This is a genomic window from Alphaproteobacteria bacterium (genome assembly GCA_030740435.1).
Taxonomy (GTDB): domain Bacteria; phylum Pseudomonadota; class Alphaproteobacteria; order UBA2966; family UBA2966.
Window position 1 is genome coordinate 1 of record JASLXG010000236.1, and the last position, 5,330, is coordinate 5,330.

At 63.6% G+C, this 5,330-nt stretch carries 8 protein-coding genes and 1 tRNA gene; 5 read left to right on the forward strand and 4 right to left on the reverse strand.

The features are described from left to right. From QGG75_22215 to QGG75_22225, 3 genes are all read left to right on the forward strand, one after another. Window positions 1–204: IS110 family transposase (locus tag QGG75_22215; protein ID MDP6069939.1), on the forward strand; the 204-nt coding region annotated here is incomplete at its 5' end. 69 nt (window positions 205–273) lie between these two features. Continuing rightward, entirely contained in the window at window positions 274–765 is a 492-nt protein-coding gene (locus tag QGG75_22220; GenBank protein MDP6069940.1) for a hypothetical protein, read from the forward strand. 109 nt (window positions 766–874) lie between these two features. Next, window positions 875–1,819: a Gfo/Idh/MocA family oxidoreductase gene (locus QGG75_22225; GenBank protein MDP6069941.1), complete on the forward strand. Its 945-nt coding sequence runs from the start codon at window positions 875–877 to the stop codon at window positions 1,817–1,819. Between the two features lie 61 nt (window positions 1,820–1,880). On the opposite strand, the gene QGG75_22230 is transcribed toward QGG75_22225, so the two are convergent. Genes QGG75_22230 through trxA form a run of 4 tightly spaced genes read right to left on the reverse strand, consistent with a single transcriptional unit; the run spans window position 1,881 to window position 4,066 of the window. Continuing rightward, entirely contained in the window at window positions 1,881–2,249 is a 369-nt protein-coding gene (locus QGG75_22230; GenBank protein MDP6069942.1) for a DUF971 domain-containing protein, read from the reverse strand. A gap of 24 nt (window positions 2,250–2,273) precedes the next feature. Then, a complete protein-coding gene (locus QGG75_22235; GenBank protein ID MDP6069943.1) occupies window positions 2,274–2,459 on the reverse strand; it encodes a Trm112 family protein in 186 nt (61 codons plus the stop codon). A gap of 30 nt (window positions 2,460–2,489) precedes the next feature. Further along, on the reverse strand, window positions 2,490–3,146 hold the full coding sequence (locus QGG75_22240; GenBank protein ID MDP6069944.1) for an LON peptidase substrate-binding domain-containing protein: 657 nt from the start codon (window positions 3,144–3,146) through the stop codon (window positions 2,490–2,492). After that, window positions 3,143–4,066 carry a thioredoxin gene (trxA, locus tag QGG75_22245; GenBank protein ID MDP6069945.1) on the reverse strand — a complete coding sequence of 308 codons (924 nt, stop codon included), beginning with the start codon at window positions 4,064–4,066 and terminating at the stop codon, window positions 3,143–3,145. Before trxA ends, QGG75_22240 begins: the two co-directional genes overlap by 4 nt. A 281-nt stretch (window positions 4,067–4,347) precedes the next feature. On the opposite strand from trxA, the gene QGG75_22250 reads away from it, so the two are divergent. Further along, on the forward strand, window positions 4,348–4,524 hold the full coding sequence (locus tag QGG75_22250; GenBank protein ID MDP6069946.1) for a hypothetical protein: 177 nt from the start codon (window positions 4,348–4,350) through the stop codon (window positions 4,522–4,524). An 85-nt stretch (window positions 4,525–4,609) separates the two neighbouring features. Next, window positions 4,610–4,684: transfer RNA gene (locus tag QGG75_22255), tRNA-Gly, on the forward strand. Window positions 4,685–5,330 lie beyond the last annotated feature (646 nt).

Genomic DNA, 5,330 nt, shown 5'->3' on the forward strand with positions numbered 1-5,330 from the left:
AGGGAACAGTCTGCCACATTTTTCGTGGCGATCGAACTGAGCCTGAAAGGTTGGCTGGTGTGTATTCATAGTCCAGACCGTGATCGCTTGTCGCATTACGACATTGGTGCGGGTGACTGCGACAAGCTGCTGGCGCTGATCGAACAGGCACGAGCGCGGGTACGCGCTACGACAAAACCGACACAAGCTATGCCGCAAACTTGAGCCTCGTCGCCACCATCATTGATTTGCGTTAATTGTCAACGGACCCTAGGGCAGATTCACGAAACCGTCATGTTGACGCGCGAGGCCGGTATATTCCTCGAGTTCGGCCTGATGTTCGGCCAACCTGGCGAGGACGAGGTGTCGCTGCGCGATTCGGTGCAGTTGGTCAAAGACATTTCCTACGACGAATTTCGCACCCAGAAAATCTTCGGCTGCGTACCCTTCCCGGGAACGGCGCTCTACGACTGGTGCAAGCAAACTGGCCGCATCAAGAACGACCAGGACTTCTACGACCGCTACATCAGTCAGGACTGGTCGCTCGACCAGTTGCCGGTCAACATGACCGACCTGCCTGGCGAACAGGTTGCACGGATGTTTCAGCAGGCCAACCAAGAGCTGGCCGAGTTCTACGCCAGAGAAATGCCGCGCAGTTGGATCCAACTTTTCGGCGGCGATGTGGCCGAATTCGAGAACTACGAACAAGGTCGGATGACCCTGCAGCACCTCGACCAGTTCACCGAGTCGAGTGGCTCGACATTCGACACCAGCGGCCGCACCTGAAGACCCTGACGTCGGGTCGGACCATCCGGCCCTGGCTGCGGCGGCGCGTCCAGGGCACACTGGCCACCATAGGCCGCTTCCGGCCCGGGCTTCGGGATCACCACCTGTCATGCTCAACGTTGGCTTCATCGGCTATCGAAACCACGCGGCGCGGCTGCTCCAGGTCGTCGAGGAATGGCCGGCCGCCGCCGTCAGAAAGATCTTCCATCCCAGCAAAACCGGCCCCGATCTCCGCCGCACCAAGGCTTTCGATTCCCTGCTGGACTGCGACTGCATCTTTCTTTGCTCGCCCAACGACAGCCACTTCGAATACGTCGAGCGCCTCAAGGACTATGAGGGCTACGTATTTTGCGAAAAACCGCCTTTTGCCAGCCTGCAGGAAATAGACCGCTTCGCTTTCGATCCCGGGCGGATATTCTTCAATTTCAATCACCGCTTCGGGCTGCTCTCGGAGATCCTGGCGGCACCCGACAAGCACGAGCTGGGGGAGCTGCTGTTTGCCGATGCCACGGTGACGCACGGCCTAGCCTACAAGGATCAGTATCCTGGGTCGTGGCGCAGCGACATCGCCCGGCATCCCAACGGGGTGCTGGAAACCGTGGCCATACATCACATCGATCTCTTCCTCTACCACTTGGGCGACCTCCGGGATTTTGATTTCCGAATCTCTAATTCCGCCGGCACCGGCAGCGCCCCCGACACCAGCTTCGCAACCCTGCACTTCGAGAGCGGCAGCCATGCCACCGTCCGCAGCTCCTACGCCGCGCCACACGTCGACAGCACCACCTTGGTTTTCGCCAACGGAACAGTCGAGCAGATCGACAACACGGTCACGCTATACGGCCCCCGCAACACCTTCGACGACCGGGGACTGTTCACCGCACCGCCGGTCCGGCACCGCTGGCAGGGCGACGACCTGGACCTCTACCTCCAGTCCTTGAGAAACTCAGTTTTCTTCTTCCTTGAGACCTGTGCCAATCGGGGCCGGTTTGCCGACCGCCTGGCCCGGATCAGTTTGCTTTCCAACAGACTGATCCTGGAGCGCGCCGGCTAACCGGCCGGCCGGCCGGCGCGGCCGCTAAGAACGTGATCCCCATCGCGGCGCATCAGTCCCGCTAGGGATCCCGGCTCAGCCCGGCCTCCTCGATGGCGGCCAGGCAGGCCGGCCACAGCGTTTCCTGGTGGCGGCCCAACTCGGCCAGGACCTGCCAGGAATAGATGCCGGTGTCGTGCAGGTCGTCGAAGACCAGGCGCACGGCATAGTGGCCCACCGGCTCGACGGCGACGATGTTGACGTGGCGCCGCCCGGTGACCAGCGTTTTCTGACCGGGGCCATGGCCCTGGACCTCGGCCGAGGGGCTTTCGACGCGCAGGTATTCGGCCGGCAGTTGGTACGAAGTGCCGTTGTCGAAGTCGACCTCGAGCAGGTGATCCTGCTTTTTCAGGCGGATCTCGGTGGGGCGGGGGGTGGCGTTCACGGTCATTCCTCGAATGTCATTCCTCGAATGCTAGTCCTCGAGCTGGCGCGCCTCGTCCACCAGCATGATCGGGATGCCATCACGGATGGGGTAGGCGAGTTTGGCCTGGCGGCTGATCAGTTCCTGGTTTTCGGCATCGTAATCGAGCGGCCCCTTGGTCAGCGGGCAGACCAGGATCTCCAGCAGCTTGGGGTCGACGGTGTGGCTTTCGGCCATGGTTCGGCTCCGGGATGGACGATCGGGGGGCTATTGCAGGGGGGCCGGGTCGCCGCTCTGGCGGCCGGCGAATTCCAAGAGCGCCGTCAGCACCCGGGCTCGTTCAGCCAGCGCCGGCGCCTCCAAGAGCGCCTGCTTCTCGGGCGGCGCAAAGGGACAGAGCATGGCCAGCGAAGTGATCAGAATCTCGCTCGAAACCTGGTCCAGGGTGCGCCAATCGGCGTCGACGTCGAAGATGTCGAGATAGCCCCGCAGCGCCTGCAGCAGGGCTTCGCGATCGACCTCCGTGCCGTCTTCCGGCTCGAGATCGCGGCGGAAACGGGCATAGCTTACCAGGGCGCGCCGGTAGGTCCGCTCCAGCGGCAACTCGTCGACTAGGGCAAAACGGCAGAGCCCGGTGAGGGTAATGAGAAAACGGCCGTCCTCGGTGGAGCTGAATTCCGATATGCGCCCCAGGCAGCCGGTGCGGTAGAGCGCCGGCTGTTCGTCGCGGGTTTGGGGGTCGGTGGGCTGGACCATGCCGATGATGCGCTGGGTTTCCATGGCGTCCCGCACCATTTGCAAATAGCGCCCCTCGAAGACGTTGAGCGGCAGGTGCCCGCGCGGCAGCAGCAGCGCCCCGGCCAGCGGAAAGAGCGGCACCAGCCGGGCCAGCCGATCGAAGCCGATTTCGGGGAGCAGGGTCACGAGAAGAGGATCGAGGAGAGCCGCTGGCGGCCCTCCACGGTGACCTCGTCGCTAGCGCCGAAGGCGTCGAAGAGCTTGAGCAGCTGCTGGCGCGCGGCCTCGTCGTTCCACTTGCGGTCGCGCCGCACGATCTCCATCAACTCGTCGACGGCGGCCTGGCGCTGGCCGGCGGCGAGATGGCCAAGCGCCAGGTCGTAGCGCGCCTGGTGATCGTTGGCATTGGCCTCCAGCCGGGCCTGCAACTCGCCCAGGTCGCCGGCCTGGCCGGCCTCTTGGGCCTCCTGGGCCAAGGCGAGCGCGGCGCGCACGCTGGCCACCTCGGCGTGCTCGGCCTGGTCGGGCGCCACCATGTCGAGGGTCTGCTGGGCCCGCTCATGGTCGTTGCTGTCGAGGTAGCAGCGCGCCAGCCCGGCCGCCGCCACGGCATCGCCGGGCTCCTGCTTGAGCACCTGGCCGTAGAGCCCGGCCGCGGCGGCAACCTCGCCCGCCTGGTAAAGCGTCGCCGCCTGCGCCAGCGCCTCTTCCACCGGCGTCGGCCCGATGGCACCGGCCAAACGCTCGACGAAGTCCTTGACCTGGCTTTCCGGCACCGCCCCCATGAAGCCGTCGACCGGCTGGCCGTCCTTGAAGGCAAACACGGTGGGGATCGACTGGATGCGCAACTGGGCCGAGATCTCGGGGTTCTCGTCGACATTCACCTTGACCAGCTTGACTTGGCCGCCGGCCGCCTTGACCACCTTCTCCAACGCCGGCGTCAGCTGTTTGCAGGGGCCGCACCAAGGCGCCCAGAAGTCGACGATCACCGGCACCTGGCGCGAGGCCTCGATGACATCGGCAACGAAACCCTTGGTATCGCTCTCCTTGATCAGCCCGGCCGCGTCCGCGCCCGGCGCCGTGCCTTCACCGATAATCTGCTCCATGGATTGGTCTTTTCTGCCTGCTGGCTGCTGGGGATTCGATTGCTACCAAAGATGGGGGCCGCCCCGGCCCGGGGCAAGGGCGGGCGCTCGGTCGACTCTAGCCCGCATTTCCCACCGGGTCACGGCCTGCGTCGCACCGTGAAAAGGCACGCGGCTGCCGTCTTTACGGAATCTTCGTGGCTTTTGGGTATGAAATGGCCCACATGAGGCCGAGGTGGGGTGTGAGGGAGACCAGCCAAGGAAAACCTACGGGGAATAACAGGGAATAACAGGGAACAATCATGGAAGCCACCCTATCTATGTACGCTGGCACCGCCGTCGTCTTGTTGGTCGTTGCCATCGGCCTGGGCCGGCGTCTGGGCAGCCGCCGCGTTTCCCGGGCCAACGCCATGCGGCGCCCCTCGGGCGACCACATCGAACGCCTGCGACAGCAGTTGCGCGAAGACCTCCGGGCCTGAGCCGGCTTGCCGGCGCCCTTGCCAAGCCGGCGCGGCAGGGGTTATATACCGGGCCTCGATCTCCGGGCCGGTCCCGGACCCCGGCGCGGGCGTAGCTCAGGGGTAGAGCGCAACCTTGCCAAGGTTGAAGTCGTGAGTTCGAATCTCATCGCCCGCTCCATTTTCTTTCAAAGACTTAGCGCTATTTGCGCGCAAGCATTGTCCTTCCGCTGTCACACATGTGTCACAGCTGGAGGCAAAAAACCGTGGCTTCGCTCAGGAAACGTGGCGACAAATGGCAGGTTCAAGTCAGGCGAAAGGGCGTAGCTGCCGTCAGCAGGACGTTCCTTCGGAGAGGCGACGCCCAGGAGTGGGGGCGCAGGATCGAGGTTCTGGCCGACCGTGGTGAGTTGGCGAGTTACCAGGAGCAAGACGGGCTGACGACCCTTGGCGATTTGCTTATGCGCTACCGCGACGAAGTGTGCCCAAGCAAGAAATCGGGGCGGTACGAAGCAACCCTCATTGATGCCATTCTAAGACGTTCCCTCTCGCGCTCGGTCTGTATCACCGGCATGTGTGGCTCATGAGGTGTTTGGGCAAGTAATGCTGCGAGCGCCTCCTTGAGGCGGGAATTTAGAGGAATGGTCCTGCCGCCGTTGCCACCCTTAGAGGTTGCATCCTGGCCTACCCCCCGAAAACTGGTCCAGCCCGGATGTTAGGATTGGGTTGGCTTGAAGGAGGGCAAAATGGCGAAGAAGAATCACACGGTTGAGCAGATTATCGGCAAGCTCCGCGAGGCGGAGGTCCGGCTAAGCCAGGGAGAGACG